At 71.8% G+C, this 24903-nt stretch carries 25 protein-coding genes; 21 read left to right on the forward strand and 4 right to left on the reverse strand.

All coding sequences use genetic code 11. The annotated features are described in order from the left end of the window. Positions 1-479: 479 nt before the first annotated feature. From ACZ6WH_RS24260 to ACZ6WH_RS24330, 15 genes are all read left to right on the forward strand, one after another. The gene (locus tag ACZ6WH_RS24260) at positions 480-1364 is read left to right on the forward strand and encodes a hypothetical protein (protein WP_469730506.1); all 885 of its coding nucleotides are present in this window, start codon (positions 480-482) and stop codon (positions 1362-1364) included. Between the two features lie 158 nt (positions 1365-1522). After that, positions 1523-2227, forward strand: coding sequence for a Flp pilus assembly protein CpaB (gene cpaB, locus ACZ6WH_RS24265; protein ID WP_432858326.1), 705 nt, complete (start codon positions 1523-1525; stop codon positions 2225-2227). A gap of 8 nt (positions 2228-2235) precedes the next feature. After that, positions 2236-3534 carry a CpaE/TadZ family protein gene (locus tag ACZ6WH_RS24270; protein ID WP_432858328.1) on the forward strand — a complete coding sequence of 433 codons (1299 nt, stop codon included), beginning with the start codon at positions 2236-2238 and terminating at the stop codon, positions 3532-3534. 3 nt (positions 3535-3537) lie between these two features. Then, positions 3538-3936, forward strand: a complete 399-nt coding sequence (locus ACZ6WH_RS24275; RefSeq protein ID WP_361566675.1) for a TadE/TadG family type IV pilus assembly protein — start codon at positions 3538-3540, stop codon at positions 3934-3936. A 3-nt stretch (positions 3937-3939) separates the two neighbouring features. Further along, positions 3940-4320 (forward strand): TadE/TadG family type IV pilus assembly protein, encoded by a 381-nt coding sequence (locus tag ACZ6WH_RS24280; RefSeq protein WP_469730509.1) that lies wholly within the window; start codon positions 3940-3942, stop codon positions 4318-4320. Further along, positions 4317-5663, forward strand: coding sequence for a CpaF family protein (locus tag ACZ6WH_RS24285; RefSeq protein ID WP_432864656.1), 1347 nt, complete (start codon positions 4317-4319; stop codon positions 5661-5663). The genes ACZ6WH_RS24280 and ACZ6WH_RS24285 overlap by 4 nt, the downstream gene beginning before the upstream one ends. A 47-nt stretch (positions 5664-5710) precedes the next feature. After that, a complete protein-coding gene (locus ACZ6WH_RS24290) occupies positions 5711-6649 on the forward strand; it encodes a type II secretion system F family protein (RefSeq protein WP_469730511.1) in 939 nt (312 codons plus the stop codon). An 11-nt stretch (positions 6650-6660) separates the two neighbouring features. Next, the gene (locus tag ACZ6WH_RS24295) at positions 6661-7530 is read left to right on the forward strand and encodes a DUF5936 domain-containing protein (protein ID WP_432858333.1); all 870 of its coding nucleotides are present in this window, start codon (positions 6661-6663) and stop codon (positions 7528-7530) included. A gap of 56 nt (positions 7531-7586) precedes the next feature. Beyond that, a complete protein-coding gene (locus ACZ6WH_RS24300; protein ID WP_469730513.1) occupies positions 7587-8933 on the forward strand; it encodes a sensor histidine kinase in 1347 nt (448 codons plus the stop codon). A 14-nt stretch (positions 8934-8947) separates the two neighbouring features. Continuing rightward, on the forward strand, positions 8948-10237 hold the full coding sequence (locus ACZ6WH_RS24305) for a response regulator transcription factor (protein ID WP_469730515.1): 1290 nt from the start codon (positions 8948-8950) through the stop codon (positions 10235-10237). Positions 10238-10518: 281 nt separating this feature from the next. After that, positions 10519-10758 carry a Flp family type IVb pilin gene (locus ACZ6WH_RS24310; protein ID WP_031062462.1) on the forward strand — a complete coding sequence of 80 codons (240 nt, stop codon included), beginning with the start codon at positions 10519-10521 and terminating at the stop codon, positions 10756-10758. A 32-nt stretch (positions 10759-10790) separates the two neighbouring features. Further along, on the forward strand, positions 10791-11453 hold the full coding sequence (locus ACZ6WH_RS24315; protein WP_432864659.1) for a pilus assembly protein TadG-related protein: 663 nt from the start codon (positions 10791-10793) through the stop codon (positions 11451-11453). A 45-nt stretch (positions 11454-11498) separates the two neighbouring features. Then, positions 11499-12107 (forward strand): hypothetical protein, encoded by a 609-nt coding sequence (locus ACZ6WH_RS24320; RefSeq protein ID WP_469730517.1) that lies wholly within the window; start codon positions 11499-11501, stop codon positions 12105-12107. Positions 12108-12109: 2 nt separating this feature from the next. After that, a complete protein-coding gene (locus tag ACZ6WH_RS24325; protein WP_432858337.1) occupies positions 12110-12727 on the forward strand; it encodes an OmpA family protein in 618 nt (205 codons plus the stop codon). Between the two features lie 227 nt (positions 12728-12954). Next, positions 12955-13686 carry an Imm52 family immunity protein gene (locus ACZ6WH_RS24330; protein WP_469730519.1) on the forward strand — a complete coding sequence of 244 codons (732 nt, stop codon included), beginning with the start codon at positions 12955-12957 and terminating at the stop codon, positions 13684-13686. Positions 13687-13750: 64 nt separating this feature from the next. Here ACZ6WH_RS24330 and ACZ6WH_RS24335 read toward each other — a convergent pair whose 3' ends face one another. Continuing rightward, positions 13751-14203, reverse strand: coding sequence for a DUF192 domain-containing protein (locus ACZ6WH_RS24335; RefSeq protein ID WP_469730521.1), 453 nt, complete (start codon positions 14201-14203; stop codon positions 13751-13753). A gap of 161 nt (positions 14204-14364) precedes the next feature. Here ACZ6WH_RS24335 and ACZ6WH_RS24340 point away from each other — a divergent pair, with 161 nt between their 5' ends. After that, on the forward strand, positions 14365-15159 hold the full coding sequence (locus tag ACZ6WH_RS24340) for a prepilin peptidase (RefSeq protein WP_469730523.1): 795 nt from the start codon (positions 14365-14367) through the stop codon (positions 15157-15159). An 824-nt stretch (positions 15160-15983) separates the two neighbouring features. On the opposite strand, the gene mgrA is transcribed toward ACZ6WH_RS24340, so the two are convergent. Next, complete coding sequence (mgrA, locus tag ACZ6WH_RS24345) at positions 15984-17018, reverse strand: L-glyceraldehyde 3-phosphate reductase (RefSeq protein WP_469730525.1); 1035 nt, start codon at positions 17016-17018, stop codon at positions 15984-15986. Positions 17019-17160: 142 nt separating this feature from the next. On the opposite strand from mgrA, the gene ACZ6WH_RS24350 reads away from it, so the two are divergent. The 4 genes from ACZ6WH_RS24350 to ACZ6WH_RS24365 all read left to right on the forward strand — a co-directional run bounded on the left by ACZ6WH_RS24350 (position 17161) and on the right by ACZ6WH_RS24365 (position 22519). Continuing rightward, a complete protein-coding gene (locus ACZ6WH_RS24350; RefSeq protein WP_469730701.1) occupies positions 17161-17940 on the forward strand; it encodes an isoprenyl transferase in 780 nt (259 codons plus the stop codon). Positions 17941-18331: 391 nt separating this feature from the next. Then, the gene (locus tag ACZ6WH_RS24355; RefSeq protein ID WP_432858347.1) at positions 18332-19654 is read left to right on the forward strand and encodes a PhoH family protein; all 1323 of its coding nucleotides are present in this window, start codon (positions 18332-18334) and stop codon (positions 19652-19654) included. 452 nt (positions 19655-20106) lie between these two features. After that, entirely contained in the window at positions 20107-20820 is a 714-nt protein-coding gene (locus ACZ6WH_RS24360) for an aggregation-promoting factor C-terminal-like domain-containing protein (protein ID WP_399718925.1), read from the forward strand. A 121-nt stretch (positions 20821-20941) separates the two neighbouring features. Further along, complete coding sequence (locus ACZ6WH_RS24365; protein ID WP_469730528.1) at positions 20942-22519, forward strand: AI-2E family transporter; 1578 nt, start codon at positions 20942-20944, stop codon at positions 22517-22519. Positions 22520-22670: 151 nt separating this feature from the next. Here ACZ6WH_RS24365 and ACZ6WH_RS24370 read toward each other — a convergent pair whose 3' ends face one another. After that, positions 22671-23204: an alkyl hydroperoxide reductase gene (locus tag ACZ6WH_RS24370; RefSeq protein WP_469730530.1), complete on the reverse strand. Its 534-nt coding sequence runs from the start codon at positions 23202-23204 to the stop codon at positions 22671-22673. A gap of 18 nt (positions 23205-23222) precedes the next feature. Then, positions 23223-23777: a peroxiredoxin gene (locus ACZ6WH_RS24375; RefSeq protein WP_351600366.1), complete on the reverse strand. Its 555-nt coding sequence runs from the start codon at positions 23775-23777 to the stop codon at positions 23223-23225. 130 nt (positions 23778-23907) lie between these two features. Here ACZ6WH_RS24375 and ACZ6WH_RS24380 point away from each other — a divergent pair, with 130 nt between their 5' ends. Beyond that, complete coding sequence (locus tag ACZ6WH_RS24380) at positions 23908-24867, forward strand: LysR substrate-binding domain-containing protein (RefSeq protein ID WP_469730531.1); 960 nt, start codon at positions 23908-23910, stop codon at positions 24865-24867. The last annotated feature ends 36 nt before the right edge of the window (positions 24868-24903 follow it).

The following is a 24903-nucleotide window of genomic DNA, read 5'->3' on the forward strand; positions in this document are numbered from 1 at the left end:
TTGATCGTGATCACTTTCGGGGGAGGTTTCAGGCGGCCGCCCGATGAATTCCAGGCAGTCGATGTGTTCCGTAGTCCATTCCGGTGAGAAGGGGGGAATTCCGGCGCTGCCGCGCCGTCGCGAAAGGGGCGTAATGGTGGTGAACGGTGCGGAACGGCCGGGTGCTGACGGGGTGTTGTAGGGCGCTACAGCGCAACTGAGCGCTGTATAGCACCGGTTGTCGGCAATGTCGCGAAATAGACGGTACGCATCTGCGGATGCACGTGCAGTTGCGCGTTCTTTTTGAACGGCCATGGATAGATCGAGGTTGATCGGTAAATGATCTCCAGAATGGCTACCGTGAGAACGCTGCTGTGGCGGCCTCCGGAGCCGGCGAAGTGTTTTCTGACGCCTGGGACGCGGCTAAAGTCTGCGGAAGACAGGACACCGCAGCGAGGGAAGTTGTGGAGCGAGTGACGTGGTGAAACGGGGACACACACATGCCGACCGCGATAGCAGTCACCAGTCCTGATCTGGTGCTCGCGCCCCCCGACCGGATCACGCCTCCGGCGCATGTGCTCGGCCCCCCGGAACGCCAGTCGCTGGACGACGCCCTGTCCCAGATGCACTTCCTCCTGGAGCAGCACGGCCACGTCCTCGTGGTCCACTCCCGCGCGGTGTCCGAGGAGCACGTCCGCCGGCTGCACACCGTCCGCGCCGTCCTGGAGAGCGACCGGATCGCCCTGATCGGCAGCGACTTACCGCCGCTCGGCGTCGGCCTGCTGGTCCGTCAGCTGCGCCAGCTCTCCGTCTGCGACGTCGGCCCCGGCGTCCTGGGCGCCGCGGCCCGGCTGCTCACGTACTACATCCACGCGGGCGCGCTGCTGAACAGCGTGACCCGGCTCGACGCCGTGCCCGTCAGCCTCAAGGCGCACGCCCGGTCCTGGGTGCCCGGCTCGCAGTTCGCCGTGCTGGCCCACCCCACCCCGCAGCTGGTCATGCCCGGCGCCGAGGACGCCCGGCTGCCGGGCCCGGAGTTCGCCACCCATATGACGGTCGCCGAGGGCCAGCTCACCTCGGAGTGGCTGCACACCCTGGCCGGCCAGTGGTCCGTACAGGCCGTGCACCAGGCCGAACTGCCCGCGGAATCCGCACGCTGGTGGGGGACCGGCAGGCTGACCGAGTTCGCGGCCGGCATCGCGGACACCGCCGTACTCGATCGGCTGGTCGCTTCTGTGCAGCGCTTCCCCTGCCCCTGGTGCGGCCTGGAACTCATCGGTGACCGCTGCGCGTTCTGCGCCGCTCCCGTGCTTCCCGCCGAACACCGCAGCCCCTCCGGCACCGCCGCAGCGCGCGGAGCCGGACCGTCCGGCCGGTCGCGGTAGCGGCCACCCGGTGCGGCGGCCACAGTGGGCACATGGACGGATTACTCGGCGACGGCGGCACTCCGCCACCCGGTCACGGATCCACCGCTCCCGCGCCTCCCCTGCGTCATGCCCCGCCCCGCTCACCGTAACCGCCCTGAACGAGGTAGTCCGCAACCATGAACTCACGCCAGCGCCGCGGCATCATCCTGCTGCTCCTGTCGGTCCTGTGCGCATTCGGCGCCTTCGCCGGCGTCCTGTCGGTGATCAGCGACGTGGAGTCCAAGGTGGGCCCCGAGGTCTCCGCCTACGAGCTGAGGACCGACGTCGCCGCGTACAAGACCCTGGAGGCGGGGCAGTTCCGGAGGATCCGGCTGCCCGAGCGCTGGCTGCCCAGAACCGCGGTACGGGACCTCGACGAGGTGGTGGGCCGGATCGCGGTCAATCCGCTGCGCAAGGGGTCGCTGCTGCAGAGCGACATGGTCGCCGACCGGCCGGCCCTCCAGCCCGGCCAGCAGGAGATCGCGATCATGATCGACGCCGCGACCGGCGTGGCCGGCAAGATCACGCCCGGTGCCACGGTCAACATCTACGCCACCTTCGCGGGCAAGGAAGGCGAAGCCGACAGCTCCAAGGTCATCGTCAGCAACGCCAAGGTCATCGACGTCGGCCGGCTCACCGCGCTCAAGCCGCGGCCCGGCGAGGCGGCGAACGGGGGCGGCGAGGCGGTGCCGATCACCTTCGCGCTCAAGACCCTCGACGCGCAGCGCGTGGCGTACGCGGAGTCCTTCGCCACCCACGTACGTCTGGCGCTGGTCGCGCCGGGCAGCGACGCCACCATCCCGGACGATCAGCGGGACTACACCCTGGCCGGGGACAAGTGAGGTAACGGATGGTCACACGAATCCTCCCGGTCGTCGGGGACGCCGACGCGGCCCGCTCGGTGACGACGCTGCTGAGCCAGCTGCCGGACGCCGACCCCGGCCGGCCCGTCGCCGACTCGACGCTGCTGCTCGACACCCTCGGGCAGCTCGCCGACGAGTCGGTCGCCGACCTGCCGGAGGTCGTCCTCGTGCACGAGCGCGTCGGCCCGCTGCCGGCGCTGGAGCTGGTGCGCGAGGTGGCCCTGCGCTTCCCCGCGGTCGGCGTGGTCCTCATGACCGCCGACGCCGGGCCCTCGGTGTACTCCGCCGCCATGGACGCCGGCGCGCGCGGCGTCGTCGGGCTGCCCCTCTCCTACGACGAGCTGTCGGCGCGGCTCCAGGCCGCCGCCAACTGGGCCGCCGGCGTGCGCCGCCACCTCACCGCCGACCCCGCGCTGCCGGCCGGGGCCGGCGGCACGGTCATCACGGTCAGCGGCGCCAAGGGCGGCGTCGGGACCACCACGCTCGCCGTGCAACTGGCGCTGGCCGCCCGGTCGGTGGGCACGCACGTGGCGCTGGTCGACATGGACCTCCAGAGCGGTGACGTCGGCTCCTATCTGGACGTGCAGTTCCGCCGGTCGATCGCCGACCTGGCCGGTATCAAGGACATCTCGCCGCGGGTCCTCCAGGACGTGGTGATGCACCACGAGACGGGCGTGGGGCTGCTGCTCGCGCCGGGCGAGGGCGAGCGCGGCGAGGAGGTGGACGAGCGGACCACCCGGCAGATCGTCAACGCGCTGCGCAGCCGGTACCACGTGGTGATCATCGACTGCGGGTCCCAGCTGACCGGCGCGAACGCCGCCGCCATCGAGATGGCCGACGGCGCGGTGCTGGTCGTCACCCCGGACGTGGTCACCGTACGGGCCGCCAAGCGCACCGTACGGATGTGGGACCGCCTCCAGGTGCGCAAGGCCGAGGACACCCTCGCGGTGGTCAACCGGCACAACCGCGGTACGGAGATCCAGCCGCCGCTGGTCCAGCGGATCGTCGGCACCCGGGTGGCCCGTACGGCGGTGCCCGCGGGCTTCAAGGAGCTCCAGCCCGCGGTCGACTCGGGCCGGATGCAGGACCTGGACGACCGCGGCACGGTCAAGCAGGCGATGTGGGCGCTGGCCGGCGAACTGGGCCTGGGCCGGGGCCCGGAGGACGGGCCGCCGGGGCACGGCCGGAACAGGCGCGGCCGCTACCGCAACGACCGCGGCTCGATCGGGCTCCGGCGGCGCCGGGGCGGCGCGCCCGCCGCCGGCAGACCGGCAGGGGAGGGCTGACGGATGACGGCCTGGCGGGTACGGGTCGCGCGGCGCGTACGGCGAGCGCGGGAGGACCGGGGGCAGGTCGCGGTGGAGTTCCTCGGCATGCTGCCGCTCATCGTGATCACCCTGGTGCTGCTGTGGCAGTGCGCGCTGGTCGGCTTCACGTACACGCTGGCCGGCAACGCCGCCGACGGGGCCGCGCGCGCGGCGGGCTCCGGCGGCCCCGGGGCGTGCGAGCGCGGCGGGACGCAGGACCTGGGGGCGAGCTGGCGGGCCACCGCCGCCGTCCGCTGCAGCGACGCGCCCGGCCTGGTCAAGGCCCGGGTCACGCTGCGGGTCCCGGTCCTCTTCCCGGGCTCCGTCGCCTTCCCGTTCGACGTCACCGGCGAGGCCGCCGCCGTACGGGAAGGGGACTGAACCATGGTGCTGCGCGCGAAGAGGCGGGGCGACCGCGGACAGACCGTGGTCGAGTTCCTCGGCATGCTGCCGGTCCTGATCCTGGTGGGCCTGGCCCTGGTCCAGTTCGGCATCGCGGCGTACGCGATCCAGCAGGCCGGTACGGGGGCGCGGGCCGCGGCCCGGACCGCGGGGCTGGACGAGCCGGAGATCGGTTACGTCCAGGCCGGGAAGGCCGCGATGAGCGCCTGGATCGCGGACGGCGCCGACTTCGTCGAGCGCCCCGCGCCGGACCGGGTGTCCGTCACCGCCAAGGTGACGATCCCCTCGGTCATTCCGTTCGTCGACGGCCTCGCCACCGAGAAGACCGTGACCATGCCGCGTACGAAGGAGTCCGCACCATGAGCCTGAGGGCGCGCATCAACGCTCCCGAGGCCCCCAACGGCCAGCAGGAGGAGAACCACCTCGTCGCCGTCTACCGCGGCAAGCTGCTGGAGGAGATCGACCTCGCGGAGATGTCCTCGCTGGCCGCCGCCGAGCGGCGGGCCCGGCTGGAACGCGTACTGGGCCACATCATCAGCCGCGAGGGCCCGGTCCTCTCCACCCACGAGCGGGCCATGCTCATCCGCCGCGTCGTCGACGAGGCGCTGGGCCTGGGCATCCTCGAACCGCTGCTGGAGGATGCCTCGGTCACCGAGATCATGGTCAACGGGCCCGACCAGATCTTCGTCGAGCGGGCCGGCAAGGTCGAGCTGCTGCCGCTGCGGTTCGCCTCCAACGAGCAGCTGATGCAGACCATCGAGCGCATCGTCTCCACCGTCAACCGCCGGGTCGACGAGACCAATCCGATGGTCGACGCGCGGCTGCCCTCCGGCGAGCGGGTCAACGTCGTCATCCCGCCGCTCGCGCTGTCCGGCGCCACGCTCACCATCCGCCGCTTCCCCCGCTCCTACACCCTCCAGGAGATGATCGGCCTCGGCTCGCTGGACGCGCACATGCTGATGCTGCTCTCGGGCCTGGTGCGGGCGAAGTTCAACGTCGTCGTCTCCGGCGCGACCGGCTCCGGCAAGACCACGCTGCTCAACGCGCTCTCCGGACTGATCCCCGAGGGCGAGCGCATCATCACCATCGAGGACTCCGCAGAGCTCCAGCTCCAGCAGACGCACGTCATCACGCTGGAGGCCCGCCCGGCCAACGTCGAGGGCAAGGGCCGGATCACCATCCGCGACCTGGTGCGCAACTCTCTGCGGATGCGCCCCGACCGGATCATCGTCGGCGAGGTGCGCGGCGGCGAGACGCTGGACATGCTCCAGGCGATGTCCACCGGTCACGACGGCTCGCTGGCCACCGTGCACGCCAACAGCGCGGAGGACGCGCTGATGCGGCTCCAGACCCTGGCGTCGATGTCCGAGGTCGAGATCCCGTTCGTGGCGATCAAGGACCAGATCAACAGCGCGCTGGACGTCCTCGTCCAGCTCACCCGGCACGCCGACGGCACCCGGAAGATCAGCGAGATCGCGATCGTGGACTCCCGCGGCCGCGAGGACTACCGCATCGTCTCCGTCGCCAGATTCGTACCGCAGCCGATGGGCCCGGACGGCACGGTGCACGGCGCCTTCGAGTACTACCCGCTGCCCCGCCGGGTCGCCGAACGCCTCTACATGAAGAACGAGCCGCTCCCCGCCGCCTTCGGCGTCGCCGACGACGCCGGACAGCTCGTCGTCCGCAAGGGCGAGTACCCCGCCTGACCCTCCGTCCGCCCCCCCGCCCCCTTCCCGGAGGATCCCCCGCCGCCATGGACAACCTCGCGCTCCTGACGATCGGCGCCACGCTGGTGTGCTGCCTGTTCGCCGTCCTCGGCGTACACGCCGTCGCCTCGGGCCGCGCGCAGCACGCCGCGCTGGTCGACCGGCTCGACCGGTCGGGACAGCCGCGCGCGCCGGGCCACCGCCGTGCCTTCCACGGCCTGGACCGCAGGCTGCGCCGGACGCGGTTCGGCAAGCGGCTGGAGACCCGGCTCGCCGCCACCGGGCTGGACATCACGCCCGGCGCGTTCTTCGTCGCCATGGTCGCCGCGGTCCTCGGCCTGTGGCTCCTCGCGAGTGTGCTGCTCGCCCCGTTCTTCGGGCCGATCGCCGGCGCCGCGGGGCTGTGGGGGGCCTTCGCCTACCTCGGCTGGCAGCGCCAGAAGCGCACCGAGCGGTTCATCAGCCAGCTCCCCGAGCTGTCCCGCGTCCTCGCCAACGCCACCCAGGCCGGGCTGGCGCTCCGTACGGCGCTGGCCATGGCCGCCGAGGAGCTGGAGGCCCCGGCCGGCGAGGAGCTGGGCAAGGTCGCCGACCAGCTCGCCATCGGCCACTCCGTGGAGGACGCGCTCGGCGCGCTCGCCGAGCGGCTGCCCTCCCGCGAACTGGTCGTCCTGGTCACCACGCTGGTGCTCTCCAACCGGGCCGGCGGCACGGTCGTCAGCTCACTGCGCAACCTCACCGAGACCCTGGAGGAGCGCAAGGAGACCCGGCGCGAGGTCCGTACCCAGCTGTCGCAGGTCACCGCCACCGGCTACATCGTGCCGCTGATGGGCCTGGGCGCGCTGCTGGTCATGAACAACATCTGGCCCGGCGCGCTGGACAAGATCACCGGCAGCGTCCTGGGCCAGGGCGCGATCCTCGTCGCGCTCGCCCTGTACGCGCTGGGCTTCTTCCTCGTCCGCCGGCTCGGCAAGATCGACGTCTGAGAGGCCGCACCATGGGACTCCTCTTCGCCCTCCTCCTCGGCCTGTCCGTCCTCGGCGCCGTGTACGGCTGGCGGCTGTACCGCTCCGAGGCCAAGCTCCCCGGCGACCTCGTGGTCGCCCTGGAGGTCGGCTCCTCCCGCACCAGCGCGGCGGGCTCGGCCATCGACCGGCTCGGCATGCGGTACGCGCCGGCCGTGCTGCGCCTGATGGGCCCCAAGCGCGTCGACCGGCTGCGCAAGCGCATCGACATGGCGGGCAACCCCGGCGGGCTCACCGTCGACCGGTACGCCGCCCGCCGCTTCGTCTACGGCGTCACCGGCGCGCTCGGCGCCCTCGCCATGGCCGCCAACGGCCAGGCGATCCTCGCGCTCCTCATGATCGGGTTCGCCGCCTGCTGGGTCGAGGTCTCCCTCTGGGCCGCCATCCGGCAGCGCAAGGAGTCCATCGAGCGCACCCTCCCCGACTTCCTCGACGTCCTCGCCGTCGTGGTCTCCGCGGGGCTCGGCTTCCGCCAGGCCCTGGACCGCACCGCGGAGAAGTACCGGGGCCCCTGGTCCGACGAACTCCGCATCACGCTCCGCCAGATGGACATGGGCGTCAGCCGCCGCCAGGCCTTCGAGGAGCTGCGCAGGCGCAACGACTCCGAGCAGGTCGCGATGTTCGTCACCGCCCTCCAGCAGGGCGAGGAGCTGGGCGCCCCGATCGTCGACACGCTCATCGCCATCGCCAACGACATGCGGCGCACGGACGCCCAGAACGCCCGCCGCAAGGCGGCCAGGGCGGTGCCGAAGGCCACCACCACGATCACCATGGTCATGGTCCCGGCCACCATCCTGCTGATCGGCGCCGGCATGTTCCTGGGATCGGGGCTCCTGGGGTGAGGAGCGGGGCTGTGCGGCGGGACCGGCGGCGCGTGATGTTCCGGCGGGGGGCCGCCGTGCCCATCACCGCCGGCGGTCCGCTGCCGCCGCACGGTCCGGAGGGCACGGCACCGCCGCCGGCGGAACCCACCCTCCGGCTCCAGCTGAGCGCCCTCCAGGCACTGTGCCGGCAGGTCTTCGGCTTCCGGCTCGCGATGATCGCCCTCGCGGCGCCGTTCGCGATCCTCGGCACCAAGCGGGGCTGGCCCACCGTCCTGATCTGCTCCGCCGTGCTGTTCACCTTCATGGCCTCGTACCTGCTCTTCCGCGACTGGGAGCGGTTCGGCCCGCTGCTGCTGCGCCACCCCGTCCTGCTCGCGGTGGACGCCGCCTTCGGCGCCCTGCTGCTCTTCACGGCCTCGCCCGCCAGCCCGCTCAGCTACGTCACGATGTGCACGCCGCTGCTGGCCGGCCTGGCCTACGGCTGGCGCGGCGCGGGCGTCTTCGCGTCCCTGACCGTCTGCATCGTCCTGCTGGCGTACGTGGGCGACGCCGACCTCGAAGTGACGCTGGCCGGCTCGACGTTCCTGCCCGGCGTCTGCGTCGTGGCAGGCGCCGCGGGCGTCACCCTCCGCAATCTGATGCTGCGCTTCGGCGCCGCGAGCCAGGCGCTCACCGAGACCCGCTCCCGGCTCGCCGTCCACGAGGCCGTCGAGTCCGAACGGGCGCGGCTCGCCCGTGAGATGCACGACTCGGTCGCCAAGACCCTGCACGGCCTGGCGATGGCCGCCGACGGCCTGGCCGGCTCCGCCGACCGTACGGACCCCACGACCGTCAAGCGCCGGGCGGAACTGGTCTCCCGCGCCGCCCGCCGGGCCGCGGCCGAGTCCCGCGAACTCCTCTCCGACCTGCGGCGCGAGACCGGCCTGTGCGGCGGCGTCGACGTCGCGGGGGAACTCTCCGCCAAGGTCGCCGACTTCGCCCGCCGCGCCGACATCCCCGCCTGCTACCGCCCGCTCGGCGACGGCCCCGCTCCCCAGGTCCCGCACGCCATCGCCCGCCAGCTCCTCACCATCGCCACCGAGGCCATGGACAACGCCCGTCGGCACGCGGCCCCCAGCCGCCTGGACGTCGCGGCGGGTGTGGTCGAGAGCAGCCTCCGCATCAGCGTGTACGACGACGGCTGCGGCCTGCCGCCCGGTACGACCCTGGACGGCCTGCGCAGGGCCGGCCACTTCGGCCTGGTCGGCATGGTGGAACGGGCGGCCGGCATCGGCGCCCGCATCCGCATCGGCCGCGGCCGCGCCACCCGGGGCACCGAGGTCCGGGTGGAACTGCCGCTGGCGGCGGTGGTGCCCAAGCCCCTCATACCGCCGTTCACACCGGCACCCGACCAACCGTCCCGTCCCCCCGCCAGGCCGTGAGAGGAGGCCGCGCCATGCCGGAATTCCGTGCGTCGCGCGTAGCGCCCGCCACCGACCCCGTCGCCCTCGTCGGCGATCCCTTCGTCTTCGAGGACCCGTTCGTCTTCGACGACCCCTCGCCCTTCGACGACCCCTCAGCCTTCGACGACCGCTCAGTCCTTGGCGCGGAGGGCGGCGTCCCCTCCTTACCGGCGGATCCCTTCACCGCCCCGCCGGGCCACCCCTCCGCCGTCCCCGGCGGCCACGCGCCCGAGCCGGGCCCGCCGCTGCGGGTGGTCGTCGCGGACGACAACCCCGTCGTACGCGCCGGGCTCACCGTCCTGCTCTCCGGGCGCCCCGACATCCAGGTCGTCGCGGAGGCCGCCGACGGCCGGCAGGCGTACGAGGAGGCGCGGCTGCACCGCCCCGACGTCATCCTGCTCGACGTCCGCATGCCCGGCGTCGACGGCATCTCGGCCCTGCCCCACCTCGCCCGGCTGGCGCCCGTGATGATGCTGACCTACAGCCGGGAGAGCGAGCTCGTGCGGGAGTCGCTGCGGCTCGGCGCGGGCGGTTACCTCGTGCACGGCGAGTTCACCGCCGACGAACTGGCCGCCGCCGTACGGGACATCACCGCGGGCCGCGCCCGCTTCACCGCCACGGCCTGCAACGCCCTGCTGGCCCACGTCCGCGCGGCCCCGCCCGCGCCGGGCGCCTCGTACGGGCCCCTCCCGGAGGGCCTGGGGTCGGCGTACGGAGCGGACGGCCCGGGCGAGGCGCGGTACGGAACGGACGATCCGGGCCGCGCGGCGTACGGAACCGGCCAAGGAGCCGGGGGTTCACCTTCCGGCCAACGCCGGGCAACACCGGAAGAACGCGCTGCTCCTGCAAATGGCAATTCCGGTCAGAATGGCCCTGCGGGCGGAGCAAGTCCGCAGTATTGCGGGGCGTACTCGGTCTCGAATTCATCGCGACCCTCGCAAACCACTTCGCAACCGCAAGCCGGTATGGCACAGTCTGCGACTGGGCCGCACGGCGCGGCCCCTGTGGTCCCCGCACAGCGGGACGGTGGGGACCGTGCCCCGCTGGTACGGCGGGGAAACGGTACGGACCGGTTCGGGCTGAGCCATCGCGAGGCGGAGGTGATGGAACTGATCGCGGCAGGCATGACCAACGCGCAGATCGCCGCCACGTGCTTCATCAGCGAGAAGACCGTGAAGAACCACATCAACCGGATCTTCACCAAGCTGCCGGCCACCAGCCGCAGCCAGGCCATCGCCGTCTGGCTCGGCACCGCCCGAGGGGGAAATCGGAGCCATGACTGAAGGGGGGAGGGCCCGCCCGGCACACCGGGTGCGCGGCGTGTCCCGCACCGGGACGCGGGACCGGGGGCAGGCCCGGTTTTGGGCCCCGATTTGGGCCCTGGAGGGGGTTTGGGCCCGCGATTGGGCCCGGGGGCCCATGCCGGACGGGGGTGTTCCGGCGTACGTTTCCCTGGACGCCGGCGGCACCGGCCGCGCGGACGCGGCGGCCGCCACGACGGCCGGCGTGAACGCTTGCGCGCGGGCCGGCTGCCGGCCGGCCGAACCCGGAGGGGAACACCACGATGAACCAGCGGATGCTGAAGGCCACGACCGCCACCCAGGTGCGCATCGGGTCCTGGCGGGACGCCTGCATCGAGCGGATGTACGGCCGCGAACGCTCGAAGGGGCAGACCGCGGTGGAGTACATCGGCATGATCGTGGTGGTTGTGGCGATCATGGCGGCGATCGCCGGGTTCACGGACATCGGCGACACGATCAAGAACAAGATCAAGGCAGCGATCAACAGCGTGAAGACCGGCTGACCCTGCCTGCGTCGCGGAAGTTCCGCGCGCCTCTGCGGACTTTCCGCGATTCCGGGCAGGCCCTCCCCATCTACATCACGGTGGTGGCGGGCCTGCTTTTTCTTGCCTTCGCCTACTTCGCCGTCGGCCAGGCGGCCGCCTCCCGCAACGGCGCCCAGTCCGCGGCCGACGCGGCGGCGCTCGGGGCCGCACAGGACGCCCGCGAGCAGCTGCGCGACGGTCTGCTCGCCTCCCTCCACGAGCCGGCCGACTGGGCCGTGTTCCTCCGCGGCGAGGCGTACGACGCGGCCCGCGCCTGCGTGGCGGCCGGCAGCTTCGCCGCGCACAACGATGCCCAGGTGGCGGGCGGCGGCTGCCGGCAACTCGGCGACCAGCGACAGGGTTTCACCGTCCAGGTGCGCACCACCGGCGGCATGGGCGCCTCGGTCATCCCGGGCACCGAGAACGAGCAGTCGGAGGCGAAGGCCACCGCGGTCATCGAGCCGAAGTGCGCGGTGCCGGAAGAGGACGGCACCGGTGACCCGGACCCGGCACCCGGCACGGACGACAAGGACAAGGACAAGGACCGCGACCCCCAGCGCCTGAACCTGATGTGTGACGGCCAGGAGTGGTCCATCGATCCCGACGAACCGGACCCCGCGCGTCCTGACTTCCCGCGCGCCGCGGACCTGTTCGCCGTAAGGCTTGCCGACTGAGCCCGCTCGCGGCTGACGGCGCGAAGACGAGTAGAGGACGAGTTGATGAGTATGTGGCAGATCACCCGGGCGCGACGGACGGTGGCCGCCGCTTCCCTCACGGCGGCACTCGCCTTGACGCTGTCCGCGTGCGGTGACGACGGCGCCGGGACGGAGAACCGGCTCCCGTCGTCCACCCGTCACACCGCGGACGAGGGCGGTGAGGACCGGGCACGGCAACCCGAACAGCCGGAGCAGCCGGACGACAGCCAGGTGATCGCCACGCTGCAGGGGCCACAGGGCATCACCATGGAGGTGACGTCGGCGACTCGTGACTCCAGCGGATTCGTCACCGTCAACGCCAACTTGAAGAACTCCTCGGACGAGGACTTCACCGACACCGCCCAGTGGACCGGACCGGAGCTGGCCATGAAGCGCGCCGCCGGCGACTCCCTCGGCGGTGCCACTCTCGTGGACAAGACCGAGAAGAAGCGCTACTACACCCTGCGCGACACGGAGAACCGCCCGCTGGCCACCACCGGCCTCGGCATCGTCGCGGCCAACTCCGACCAGAAGGTCTTCATGCAGTTCCCCGCCCCGCCGAAGGGCACGAGCGAAGTGGACCTGCAGATCCCGACCTTCCAGTCGGCCTCCCTCGCGCTCGCGGACGCGTGACGATGAGGACCCTTCACCGGAAGCGCGGGCCCGTCCTGCTGCTGTCCTCGGCGCTGGCGGCCGGCCTCACCCTGGCCGGCGGGCCGGCCGCCGTGGCCGACGAGGACGTACCGGCGGCGCCTTCCGTCTTCCAGGGCGACATCGACGTCAACGACCCCGACCTCAAGCTCCCCGAAGGGAAGTCGCTCGCAGCCCCCAAGGTGCTGGACATCAAGACCGTCGTCGGGGACGAGCGCGGTACGGAGCAGCGGGAGGACTCCAACTCCGATGTGAAGTTCCAGCTCCAGGCCGAGGTGCTGTTCGGGAAGGACAGCGCGAAGCTGTCGGACGTGGCGAACGACCGGATCCGGCAGATCGCCGACGAGATCAAGAAGCAGCAGGCCACCAACGTGACCGTGGCCGGCTACACCGACGACCTCGGCTCGTCCGAGCACGGGCTGAAGCTGTCCAAGGAGCGCGCAGACGCCGTGCAGCAGCAGCTGAACGAGGACCTGGACGGCAGCGCCATCACCTTCGAGATACGCGGCTACGGCGAGGACGCCCCCGTCGCGAGCAACGACTCGGAGGACGGGCGCAAGAAGAACCGCCGCGTGGAGGTCTCCTTCCCGCGCGCCGACTGATCACGACCCCCACCACGGCACGCGGCACGGGCGTCCGTGACGGGCGCCTCGATGTGAAGACGCACCACATATCCCCTGAAGGTGGTGAAGAAGGAGCAGGACGGACTCGACGCGGCCGGGGGGCGGATGACAGCGTGCATCCGGACCGGGCGAGCGCCGGCCTGATGGCTGCCGTACGTGCCGGACGCAACGAACGGCAACATACGGAACACCGGAGTGGAGCTCACATGGCACTGGATCTGACGGTCGGCGGTGTCTGGGGGCCGCGGCAGGAGAGCCCCGACCAGCTCGCCGAGCGCTGGCTGCGTCTCCTGAGGCGGCTGGCGAAGATCGCGCCGGAGGACTTCGCCGGCTGGCGGGCCGAGGCGGTCGGGCAGGCCGAGCAGCTGCCCGAGAACGCCGACGCGGCCTGGTTCACCTCGTACCTGGAGCGCGTCAACCCGCAGGACGACGCCACCACGATCGGGTACTCCGCCGTCCTGGTCGCGGCGGCCCCCGGCCGGCCCATCATCACCCTCAGCGTCGGCGCGGGCGGGACACCGCAGTTCGCACCGCAGACCGCGGTCATCACCGTGCGCTCCGCCGACCTGAACGATTCGGCCCCGCTGGTCGCCCGGCTCCCCGAGGTGCTCACCGCGATCGTGGAGTCCTGGGACGCGGACTGGGGGGACATCGCCGACGACGACCTCCTCGGCGTGCTGGAGAAGGAGTACGAGCTGGACAACTCCACGCCGCGCTGCGGCCGGGCGGTCTACCTCTCCAGCGGGCGCAGCGCGCTGGTCCCGGAGGACGTACCGGGGCGCCGGTCGGTCACCGAGCACGGCGGCCTGGTCCTCGACCTCGGCCGGCCGGACGGTACGTCGCCCGACGCCGACCACGTGCTCGCGGTCAACGGCCTGCTCCGCAAGGCCGGCGCGCTGGAGGAGCTGCCGTACCCGATGGACCGCGCCAAGTGGTGAGAGCGGGTCACCCGCTCACCTCCCGGCACCGGTAGCCCCCGGTGCCGGCAGGCCCCGCCACCGGTCACGTCTCGACCGTCAGGCGGGTGCCGGGGCGCAGGCCCCAGGCGGCCATCGCGCCCGCCTCGGCCTCCAGGACGTGCCGGGAGCGCAGCCGGGGGCGGCCCAGCCGGTTCGGCCGCATCGTGTGGACGGCGAGGACGGTCAGCCGGCGGTCCAGGTACGCGACGTCGATCGCGAAGCGCATGCGGAAGGTGTGCACGCTGCTCGCGGGCGTCAGCAGCAGGGCCCCCTCGATCCCGTCCCGGCCCAGCAGGCCGCGCGTGCGCGCACGGTAGGACGCCGCGACCTCCAGCGGCAGCGGCACTCCCGGGGCCGTGCCTCCGTGATCGTGCGCCGTGCCTCCGTGGTCGCTCGTGTTCTCGTGCCGGTCCGCGCCCCCGGCCGCGCCCCCGGCCTCGTCCCCGCTCCCGCCCGCGATCCACAGCCGCCCCCGGCCGTCGTGCCATCCGCCCATCGTGTTCCCTCCCGTACGCCGCGGCCCCCGCCCGGTCGGCCGGGGATGCCACCGCCGCGGTGCGCGGGGGCGCGCCGCGTGCGGCCGGTGCGGCCCATGGTTGCCCAGGGTTGGGTCCCAGGGCCCATGACCGGGAGGGTTTCTGGCCGTACGTTCGAGGGGTGCATCCGCTCCTGATCGCCCTCGCCGCCGCGTACGGGGCCGCCGCCGGGCTGCTAGTGCCGCGCGCCGCGTACCGGCTGGCCGTCGAGCCCGAGGAGGACCGGCGTGCGACGTGCCCGGACGGCCACCTGATCACCGGCGTGGCGCGCGGCTGGCTGGGCCTCGCCCGCTGTCCGGCCGTGGCGCCCGCCGCGCTCGTACCCGCCGTCCCTGCCCCCGTCGGCCCCCCGCCCGCCGCCTGCCGTGCCTACGGACCCGCCCGTACCGCCGCGCCCCTCGTGACCGCGGCGGCCTGCGCGCTGCTGGCCTCGGCCGCCGGGCCCCGCCCGGAGCTGGCCGTCTGGCTGCTGCTCGTGCCGGTCACGGTGCTGCTGGGGACGGTCGACGCGGCCGTGCACCGGCTGCCGGACGTGCTGACCCTGCCGGCGGCCGGGGCCACCGCCGCGCTCCTCGGTGCCGCCGCGCTGCTGCCCGGCCACGGCGGGACCTGGACCGGCGCGCTGCTGGGCGGGCTCGGGCTCGCCGGCGGGTATTTCGTGCTCTTCCTGATCCGGCCCGACGGGCTGGGCTTCGGGGACGTGAAGCTGGCCCTGACGCTGGGGACCGCGCTCGGCTGGTACGGCTGGGGCGTGCTCTTCCTCGGCGCCTTCGCCGGTTTCGTACTGGGGTCGGTCTACGGGATCGGAATGATGATCGTGCGGCGTGCGGGCCGGAAGTCCGCGATGCCGTTCGGCCCCTTCATGGCCCTGGGCGCGCTGCTCGGCCTGCTGCTGGGGGCGTACGGCGTGTCCTGAAGCTCCCGGACAGCCGTGTGCCGTATGGGCCGTCCCGTGGCAACGGGGGTAATTGCGCGGCGTGAAAAGGGAAGTTGGCCGGGAAGATAGTACATACGGGGGGTATGTGCCCTATGGTCGTTTCCGCACCGCTCGCACGCGATCAGCTGGAAGCGCATCATCCGGGCTGTCCGCCGCTCCCGAAGGGGGCCGCGGGGCCCGTGGTGACGAGCCACCAGCTGATGTGCGGGTCGTCGACGCGGTGCTGCCCGGGAGGGCAGGACGTGAGGACGTGACGATTGGGGGTCGCGGAGGACCGAGACGGAACGACCGCATGACGACCGGGGGAGTCCGTTACGAGGACCGGGGTCCGGTGCGACCGGCCGGGAAGCCCGGTCATGCCTCGCGCTCCGGGTGCGCCGCGCCGCGCCCGGAGCGCTTCCCTTTGCGCCGCAGGATGCGCGGCGCCGGCCGGCCGTCAAGTCCGCGACCGCCGGGCTGTCGCTCCTGCGGGCTATCCGTACCGGGCCGGCGAGAGGTGTGTCACGCGGGCGGGGCGGCGGGGGCCGCGGGGCGAGGTGCCGCGCCGATCAAGATCGTTGAAGCCGCCTGGCCCGTCATGGAGCCGGTGAAGCGGCGTGAATTCAAGATCATTAAATGAATTCGCGGGCCGTTGCCGCGTCCGCCGCACGTCTTGATCAACTTTGCGACGCGCGGGCTGACCGCCTCTGATGCGCGAAGCACACCCCGCGCGGGGTTATGGTGGGACCCCCCCCTCGGGCCGGTCCGTATCCCCCCCACGGACCGGCCCGCTTTTTTCTTCCCGGGGTCCGGAGCGCCGCCGGTTACCGCCGCGCCCAGATGTTCACGCCGTCCGTCGAGGTCGCGAATTCTTCGATCTCGGCCAGCTCGGCGTCGGTGATCGCGGCCCCGTCGAGCGCCGCGACGTTCGCCTCCAGCTGCGCCACGCTGCTCGCGCCGATCAGCGCCGAGGTCATCCGCGGGTCCCGCAGCACCCACTGGAGCGCGAGCTGCGCGAGGGACTGGCCGCGGCGCGCGGCGATGTCGTTCAGCCCCCGCAGCCGCCGTACGACGTCCTCGGAGAGCAGCTTCGGGTCCAGCGACTTGCCCTGGGAGGCGCGCGAGCCCTCGGGGATGCCGTTCAGGTACTTGTCGGTGAGCATGCCCTGGGCCAGCGGCGCGAAGGAGATGCAGCCCATGCCGGCCGCCTCCAGGGTGTCCAGCAGCCCGTCGTCCTCGGTCCAGCGGTTGATCATGCTGTACGAGGGCTGGTGGATCAGCGGGCGCACGCCCATTTCCCGCAGAATGCGGGCCGCCTCACGGGTCTGCGCGGAGTTGTAGGAGGAAACACCCACATACAGGGCCTTGCCCTGCTGGACCGCGGAAGCCAGCGCGCCCATCGTCTCCTCAAGGGGAGTGTCCGGGTCGAATCGGTGCGAGTAGAAGATGTCGACGTAATCGACGCCCATCCGGCCGAGCGACGCATCCAGCGACGAGAGCAGGTATTTCCTGGATCCCCATTCTCCGTACGGACCGGGGTGCATCAGATATCCGGCCTTCGTGGAAAGGATCATTTCGTCCCGGTAGCGCCGGAAGTCCTGCGCGAAGATCTTCCCGAAGTTCAGCTCGGCCGAGCCGGGCGGCGGCCCGTAGTTGTTCGCCAGGTCGAAGTGGGTGATGCCCAGGTCGAAGGCGCGGCGCAGGATCGCGCGCTGCGACGACAGGGTGCGGTCGTCGCCGAAGTTGTGCCAGAGCCCGAGAGAGATCGCGGGGAGTTTCAGGCCGCTGCGGCCGGTGCGGCGGTACTCCATGGAGTCGTACCGGGAATCGTCGGCCAGGTAGCCGGAGGTGCCAGTCATGCTTCACTCCTTATCACGGAGTTGTGACACACCTGATTGGGTCATTGCCACCCCTGAGAAGTAAAGTTGCGGCCTTGAGGCGACGGGGGCGACCGCCAATTGGCACGGAGGGGCTGGACCACACATGCTGCGATCTTCCGGGATGGGTATCCCGTATCCCCCTGTTGTGCGGGAGTTCGTGTACAAGCTGTACGAACGCCGGGTGGAGCGCCGGCTGGACCACTCCCAGGTGCCCAAGCACATCGGCGTCATCCTGGACGGCAACCGCCGCTGGGCCCGCGCCGACGGCCTGACCACCGAGCAGGGGCACCAGGCGGGCGCGGCGAAGATCGAGGAGATGCTCGGCTGGTGCGAGGAGACCGGCGTCCAGGTCGTCACCCTGTGGATGCTCTCCACGGACAACCTCGACCGGCCGGAGAAGGAGCTGAAGCCGCTCCTCGGCATCATCGAGAACACCGTGCGGCGGCTGGCGGCCGACGGCCGCTGGCGGGTGCACCACGTCGGCAACCGTGACCTGCTCCCCGCCGGCACCCAGCGGGTGCTGAAGGACGCCGAGGAGGCCACCGGCGACATCGGCGGCATCGTCGTCAACGTCGCGGTCGGCTACGGCGGCCGGCAGGAGATCGCGGACGCGGTCCGTTCGCTGCTGCTGGACGAGGCCGGACGCGGCGCCTCCGTCGAGGAGATCGCCGACGGCGTCGACGTCGAGAAGATCTCCGAGCACCTCTACACCCGCGGCCAGCCCGACCCGGACCTGGTGATCCGCACGAGCGGCGAGCAGCGGCTGTCCGGCTTCATGCTGTGGCAGAGCGCCCACTCGGAGTACTACTTCTGCGAGGTCTTCTGGCCCGCCTTCCGCAAGGTGGACTTCTTGCGCGCCCTGCGCGACTACGCCTACCGGCACCGGCGGTACGGCGTCTAGGACACCACCCTCTCGGAGCAGTCGGGGCGGGCCTCTCGGGGGCGGCGACGGCCTGTCAGGGGGCGGGCCTGATGCGTCACATGGGCTCAGCGGTTCATCCGTAACCACGAATTCACTGGCCGTGCGACCTGTGCCGGGGCATGCCCGCAGGTGTTCCCGGGAATATCCCTTCCAGGACGGCACCCGAAAAGCCAGGTCCAGTGGGTGCCGTTCGCAGCGGACGGCATGGGGCCGTCCGCCCGGGAGGCCCGTTGCGCACCACGGACGATCGTGCGGACCGCACGTCCGACGCGGAGGGCCGGTGCCCGGCCCGCGCTTCGCGGCCCGAGCCCGGCCCCATCCCCCGCGACGCCGTCGCACCCCGACCTCATCCGAGGGGGTTCGTCCACCCGTGGTGAACAGCAAGCAGCGCCGTGAGGCCGACCGGCGCACCTACGTCCTCGACACCAGCGTCCTGCTGGCGGATCCAGGCGCCATGGCCCGCTTCGAGGAGCACGAAGTCGTGCTCCCGGTAGTGGTCGTCACGGAACTGGAAGCCAAGCGGCACCATCCCGAACTCGGCTACTTCGCCCGGCAGGCACTCCGCCTGCTGGACGACTACCGCGTACGGTACGGCCGCCTGGACGCCCCCATCCCGATCGGGGAGGTCGGCGGCACACTGAGGGTCGAACTGAACCACTCCGACCCGGGGGTGCTCCCCGCGGGTTACCAGCTCGGTGACAACGACTCGCGCATCCTCGCGGTGGCCCGCAACCTCCAGGCCGAGGGGTACGACGTCACGGTCGTCTCCAAGGACCTGCCGCTGCGCATCAAGGCGTCCTCGGTCGGCCTGCTGGCGGAGGAGTACCGCGCCGAACTGGCGATCACGGACTCCGGCTGGACGGGCATGGCGGAGCTGACGATCACCGCCGACCAGGTCGACGACCTCTTCTCCGTGGAGAGCGCGTACGTCCCGGAGGCCGCCGAGCTCCCCGTCCACACCGGCCTGGTGCTCCAGTCGGACCGTGGCAAGGCGCTGGGCCGGGTCACCGCCGACGGCCGGGTGCGGCTGGTGCGCGGCGACCGGGAGGCGTTCGGCATCCACGGCCGCAGCGCCGAGCAGCGGATCGCGCTGGACCTGCTGCTCGACCAGGAGGTCGGGATCGTCTCGATGGGCGGCCGGGCCGGTACGGGCAAGTCGGCGCTGGCGCTGTGCGCGGGGCTGGAGGCCGTGCTGGAGCGCCGGCAGCACAGAAAGGTGATGGTCTTCCGGCCGCTGTACGCCGTGGGCGGGCAGGAGTTGGGATACCTGCCGGGCACGGAGGCGGAGAAGATGGGCCCGTGGGCCCAGGCCGTCTTCGACACCCTCACGTCCGTGACCTCCGCCGACGTCATCGAGGAGGTGGTGGGCCGCGGGATGCTGGAGGTGCTGCCGCTCACCCACATCCGCGGCCGGTCGCTGCACGACGCGTTCGTGATCGTCGACGAGGCGCAGTCCCTGGAACGGAACGTTTTGCTGACCGTTCTGTCCCGAATCGGGGCGAATTCGCGAGTGGTGCTCACCCATGACGTCGCGCAGCGCGACAACCTCAGGGTCGGGCGGTACGACGGTGTGGTCGCCGTCGTGGAGAAGCTGAAGGGGCATCCGCTCTTCGCGCACGTCACGCTCAACCGCTCGGAGCGCTCGCCGATCGCCGCCCTGGTGACCGAAATGCTGGAGGACGGCCGCATCTGATCCTGTATAGGGGCCGCGCCCCGAATGAGGAGGTCGGCGGGGTCCGACCCGTTGTGTGACCTGCGCCGTCCGGCGAAGCCAGAGAGCCTAGCCGGGCGGCGTTGTCGCGCGCGGCGATATCCGGAAACTCTGTGGCGTAAACGAGGTGTGAGCTTTCACACCCGGCTCGGAATTGATTCCGTGCGTCCGCTTCGGGCAGAGTCTGGGACCTGTCAGGCCCCGCATACGGCACATCAGCACCCCCAGCGGTGTAGAACCACAGAACTGAAAAGCGTTCGCCGTATGCCGCCCGAGCACCACGCGGACCCCCGAGGGGGACGTACCGGGCCCGCGCCTCCTGTGACCAGCCGACCCCACCAGCACTTCGGGGACGGAGCAATACGGAGGCCAGCGCCAGGGGCACGATTGCGTCCGCGATGGTCACGTCGCGGTCGACGCTGGAAGGAAAACGTGTGAGCCGGATTTCGGTCCGGGGATTCGCCGTGGCCTCCGCCACCGCGGTCACCACAGTCGGCGCCGTTGTCGGCGTCGCGTCCGGCAGCCAGCCGGGCTCGGTCGCCAACACCGAGGCCGCCGCTGCCGACGCGACGATCGCCGACATCCCCGCGGGCCAGCAGGCCCAGGTGGAGACGGCGTCCCTCGTGCAGCAGGCGGATGACCAGTCCACCCAGGCGGATGCCGCCGCCCTGAAGTCCGCGCAGGAGGACGCCCGCAAGGCGGCCGCCAAGAGCGCACAGGACAAGAAGGAAGCGGCCGAGAAGCAGGTCGCTGCCGAGAAGCAGGCGGCGAAGGAGCGCGCGGAGGCGAAGGAGCAGGCCGCCAGCCGCTCCGCCGAGCGCGGCTCTCTCGGTGACATCGCCGTCAAGGCCTCGTACTCGGTCGCCGAGACGCAGGCCATGGCCCGGCAGATGATGCCGTCGGACCAGTTCCAGTGCTTCAGCAACATCGTGGACCACGAGTCCGGTTGGAACTACCGCGCCACCAACGCCTCGTCCGGCGCCTACGGCCTCGTCCAGGCACTGCCCGGCTCGAAGATGGCCTCGGCCGGCTCCGACTGGCAGACCAACCCGGCGACCCAGATCAAGTGGGGCCTGGGCTACATGAACGACCGCTACGGCAGCCCCTGCGGCGCCTGGTCGTTCTGGCAGGCCAACAGCTGGTACTAGACCGGCTCGCAGCACAGCGACGCGAAACCCCCGACCGGACAAGGGTCGGGGGTTTCGCGCGTCGGGCACGGGTAACGTCGTTCCGACAGTGACGCGTAACGAGGGGGGAAGAGGAAGCGACATGTCCAGACTGCCTCAGTGGGTCGGCGGTGCGGGTGCCGGCCTGTCGCGGCTGGCCGAGCGCCTCGAAGAACGGCGTCGGCGCACGGAAGCCGCGGCCGCCGATGGTGATCAGCGGCTGGGGCACAGTGCGCGGAACGGTCACGAGGTGCCGCCCATGCCGCTGGAGCCGCCCGTCGTGCCCGGCCGGCCCGCGCCGAAGGGCGACGACGGTCACGCGGAAGCGGCCACCGGGCCCGTGGAGGCGGCCACCGGGCCCGCGGAAGGGCCGTCGGCCGCTTCCCCCGCCCCGGGAGTCACAGCCGCCACTTCCGGCGCCACGGCGTCCGCTGACGGCGCCGCCAAGGCCGCCGGGAACGGCAGCACGGCCGACGACGGCCGGCCGGTCGCCGCTTCCGTGCCCGCGCCGCCCGCCTACGCGCCCGCCGTTCAGCGCCGGCCCGAGCCGGTGGACGCGGTCCCGTGGGGGATACGGGTCGCCGCCGAGGCCGGCTGGCGGCTGCTGGTACTGGCCCTCGCCGTGTACGTACTGGCGCGTGCCATCACCAGCATTCAGCTCGTCGTCCTGGCGTTCGTCGCGGCGCTGCTGATCACCGCGCTGCTCCAGCCGACGGTGGCCTGGCTCCGGCACCGGGGGCTGCCGAGGGGGCCGGCGACGGCGATCACGTTCATCGCCGGCTTCGTCATCATGGGCCTGGTCGGCTGGTTCGTGGTCTGGCAGGTCATGGACAACATCGACTCGGTCTCCAGCCGCGTGCAGGACGGCATCAGCGAGCTGAAGGACTGGCTGCTGAAGAGCCCGTTCCATGTGACCGAGGGGCAGATCAACGACATCGCGAAGAACCTCCAGGACGCCATCGGTTCGAACACCGAGGAGATCACCAGCGCCGGCCTGGAGGGCGTCACGGTCGTCATCGAGATGCTCACCGGCATCCTCCTCGCGATGTTCACCACGCTCTTCCTGCTGTACGACGGGCGGCGCATCTGGGAATGGCTGCTGAAGCTCGTGCCCGGCGGGGCGCGCGGGGGCGTGGCGGGCGCCGGGCCCCGGGCCTGGCGGACGCTGACCGCCTATGTGCGCGGCACGGTGATCGTGGCCCTGATCGACGCGATCTTCATCGGCATCGGGCTCTACTTCCTGAACGTGCCGCTGGCCGTGCCACTCGCGGTCTTCATCTTCCTGTTCGCCTTCATCCCGCTGGTCGGCGCGGTGGTCTCGGGCGCGCTGGCGTGCGTGGTCGCGCTGGTGACCCAGGGCGTGTTCACCGCCCTGATGGTGCTGGTGGTCGTGCTCGCCGTACAGCAGATCGAGGGCCACATCCTGCAGCCCTTCATTCTCGGCCGGGCGGTGCGGGTGCATCCGCTGGCGGTGATCCTCTCGGTCGCCGCGGGCGGCCTGGTCGCGGGCATCGGCGGTGCGGTGGTCGCGGTGCCGCTGGTGGCCGTCACCAACACGGTGGCGACATACCTGCGGGCGTACGCCCACGAACAGGCCCTCCGCACGGCCCCGCCCCCACGCGACTCGACGACCGCGAGCGTGGTGCCGGCGCCCGAGGGGCGCGGGGAACTGCGCGACTAGCCACGACGGTGGGGCACCGGTCCACCGGCCGGTTCCCCTGCGGCGGGATGCCGGGCGCCGAGCCCGTACGCACGCGAAGGCCCCCGCGGACACGATGTCCGCGGGGGCCTTGTGCTGTGCGTGCCGGTCGGCCGGCCCGCAGCAACCGGTATTACTCGGCCAGCGCCGCTTCGGCGTCCAGCGTGGCGCCGACCGCCTGCAGGACGGCCGCGATCTTGAAGGCCTCCTGGATCGTCTCGCGCTCCACACCGGCCTTGCGCAGGACCTGCTCGTGCGAGTCCAGGCACATGCCGCAGCCGTTGATGGCCGAGACGGCCAGCGACCACAGCTCGAAGTCGACCTTGTCGACACCGGGGTTGCCGATGACGTTCATGCGCAGGCCGGCCCGCAGGTTGCCGTACTCCGGGTCCGACAGCAGGTGCCGGGTCCGGTAGTAGACGTTGTTCATCGCCATGACGGCGGCGGCGGACTTGGCGGCGGTGTACGCCTCGGCGGAGAGGTTGGCCTTGGCCTCCGGCTCCAGCTCGCGCAGCACCTTCGGCGAGCGCGATGCGATGGCGCAGGCCAGCACGGTGCCCCACAGCTGCTGCTGCGGCAGGTCGCTGTTGCCGATCACCGAACCGAGGTTCAGCTTGAGGTCCTTGGCGTAGTCCGGAACGGCGGACTTCAGGTCATCGAGAGCCATGTGTGTTCAGTCTCCCTTTCACTCGCCCGAGAGCAGCGCGACCGGGTCCAGGGTCTCGTCGCCCTTGCTCCAGTTGCAGGGGCACAGCTCGTCGGTCTGCAGGGCGTCCAGGACCCGCAGGACCTCCTTGGGGTTACGGCCCACGGAGCCGGCGGTGACCATGGTGAACTGGATCTCGTTGTTCTGGTCCACGATGAACACGGCGCGCTGCGCGAAGCCGTCCTCGCCCTCGATGCCCAGGTCACGCATGAGCTCGTGCTTGGAGTCCGCGAGCATCGGGAAGGGCAGGTCGGTCAGGTCCGGGTGGTCCTTGCGCCAGGCGTGGTGCACGAACTCGGAGTCACCGGAGAAGCCCAGGACCTGGGCGTCACGGTCGGCGAACTCCTCGTTCAGCTTGCCGAAGGCCGCGATCTCGGTGGGGCACACGAAGGTGAAGTCCTTGGGCCACGCGAAGACGATCTTCCACTTGCCCTCGTAGGTCTTGTGGTTGATCTGCTCGAACTCCTGGCCCTTCTCCAGCGAGACACAGGCAGTCAGGTCGAACTCGGGGAACTTGTCACCGACAGTGAGCACGCGCACTCCTTGCAGGGTCGGAAATCCCTTTTGGGGCTTTCCTGGGGGTTGGACGCTGTCCACAGTGCCACAGCGGGCATTGATCAGGGAAATAGCTAGACTCGGGGGTGTTGATCGGAGGTGGTTATCAGTGGCCTCACCCACTACCCCGGTTGCCGGACGTCCCCGGCAGCCCTCGCTCTCGCAGCTCCGCGCCTTCGCCGCGGTCGCTGAGCACCTGCATTTCCGGGAGGCGGCCGCCGAGATCGGCATGAGCCAGCCCGCGCTCTCCGGTGCGGTCTCGGCGCTGGAGGACGCGCTCGGCGTCCAGCTGCTGGAGCGTACGACCCGCAAGGTCCTGCTGTCGCCCGCCGGGGAGCGGGTCGCGGCCCGGGCACGCACAGTGATGGAGGCGGTCGGCGATCTGATGGAGGAGGCCGAGGCGGCCCGCGCGCCCTTCACCGGCGTCCTGCGCCTCGGCGTCATTCCGACCTGTGCGCCGTACCTGCTCCCGGCCGTGCTGAACCTCGTCCACAGCACCTATCCCGACCTCGACCTCCAGGTGCACGAGGAGCAGACCGCCTCGCTGCTGGACGGGCTCGCGCACGGCCGGCTCGACCTGCTGCTGCTCGCCGTCCCCCTCGGCGTCGCGGGCGTCACCGAAGTACCGCTCTTCGACGAGGACTTCGTGCTGGTCGCGCCCAAGGACCACTGGCTCGGCGGCCGGGGCGACATACCCCGCGACGCGCTGCGCGAGCTGGACCTGCTGCTCCTGGACGAGGGTCACTGCCTCCGCGACCAGGCGCTGGACATCTGCCGGGAGGCGGGCCGGGAGGAGGGGGCCGCGGTGACGACCAGTGCGGCCGGACTCTCCACCCTCGTACAGTTGGTGGCCGGCGGCATGGGCGTCACGCTGCTGCCGCGTACCGCGCTGCGCGTGGAGACCGGCCGCAACGAGGCGCTGACCACCGGATACTTCGACGATCCGGCGCCCTCCCGGCGGATCGCCCTGGCGATGCGGTCGGGTGCCGCGCGGCAGCGCGAGTTCGAGGAGTTCGCCGGGGCGCTGCGCGAGGCCCTGCGGCCGCTGCCGGTACGCATCGCGGCCTGACGGCGGGCGCCCGGGGGACGCGCCCGCCGTCCGCCC

Source organism: Streptomyces sp. NPDC050806 (assembly GCF_055586425.1).